The following is a 1308-nucleotide window of genomic DNA, read 5'->3' as shown; positions in this document are numbered from 1 at the left end:
TGGATGAAATCACAGTATCAATGGGGCTGCTGGAGCTAAATAGATACCCCTTTTAAATATACAGTATTTTGCACTACTGTCCGGTTAAAAATCAAACAAAATCAATTGGTTAGCGTCGCCATCAGACTTGATTGGTAGCTCACCGAGCTGCAAGGCGCATGAAATCTCGGTTTTCTCGAAAACCGAGACCGACAAAATCTGTAGACATGTGTAGAGCGAGGCATCCAGGTGAAGCTCCTTCTTGACGATGGCGATCAGCACGTAGGTGGCCACAGCGCACCAGATCTGTGTTTTGACGGCGTTCTCGCTGGTGCCGATGAATTTCTTGATGCGCAGGTGCTGCTTGATCCACTTGAAGAACAGCTCGACCTGCCAGCGTTGCTTGTACAAGGCGCAGATCGTCAGGGCTGGCAGAGCGGTGTTGTTGGTCAAGAAGACCAGCGTCTTGCCCGAGTCGGGGTCTTTGAAACGTATGCGGCGCATATGCTCGGGGTAGTCGTGCGCGGCATAAAAGCCACCCAGCGCAACACGTTGATCGCAGATCACCCCTTCGGAGCGATCGCAAGGTGCCGAGTACACGCGCCGGGCGTTGAAATTCGATTTGGCCCGAGTGACAAAGAACGCCCCGGCCTGATGCAGGCGATACAGCCTTGCGAAGTCCAGATAACCCCGATCCATCACGTAGAACGCGCCCGCCTCGAAAGTCAGCATATCCAGCACGTTCACGTCGTGCAGCTTGCCATCGCTGATGTGGATGAACGCGGGGATAGCGCCCCGCAAATCCAGCAGGGTATGCAACTTGATGGCGGCCTTGGTCGAGCGAAATGGCGCCCAGTCGAACAGACTCAGGCACAAATCGATGGTGCTCGAATCGAGCGCATAGACGGTGCTGTCCAGATCGAGGGCAAGCGCTTGATCGACATAGAGTTTGCGTGCCCGCCGGATGAGCAGCGCCGCCAGATCGGCCCAAATGCGCCAGTCGCGCGACTCGTTGGCATCGGCCAGCGTAGAGCGCTTGACGGTCGAACGAAAACCCATCGCATACAGCTTGGTGGCGTTGGCTGAGAGGCTGACTTCGATGTCGCGCAGGCTCTCGCGCCAGGTCAGTTGCGCGAACGCCATGGCACGAAACTGCTCGGCGCACGACAGCGTGCGAACCCCGGCATTGCCTTGGTAGCGATGGACGATGCGGGAAAAACTCGTCCAGGGCATGAACTCCATGACCTGGGCGAACAGGGTCTTGCCAACATACAAGTAACCGTCTTCGAAGTCAAGCGCAATGAAGCGACTTGTCCCAAGGTTTTCCAG

Annotated in this window: 1 protein-coding gene; it reads right to left on the bottom strand. The window is 56.1% G+C overall.

What is annotated here, in order from left to right:
- Positions 1-84 precede the first annotated feature (84 nt).
- Positions 85-1254 carry an IS4 family transposase gene (locus tag IHV84_RS20155; RefSeq protein WP_066788293.1) on the bottom strand — a complete coding sequence of 390 codons (1170 nt, stop codon included), beginning with the start codon at positions 1252-1254 and terminating at the stop codon, positions 85-87.
- Positions 1255-1308 lie beyond the last annotated feature (54 nt).

This window comes from Acidovorax sp. IB03, assembly GCF_016406015.1.
Lineage (GTDB): Bacteria > Pseudomonadota > Gammaproteobacteria > Burkholderiales > Burkholderiaceae_C > Acidovorax > Acidovorax temperans.
The sequence above is the reverse complement of the archived record's forward strand: the minus strand, read 5'-3'. Positions and strand labels throughout refer to the sequence as shown.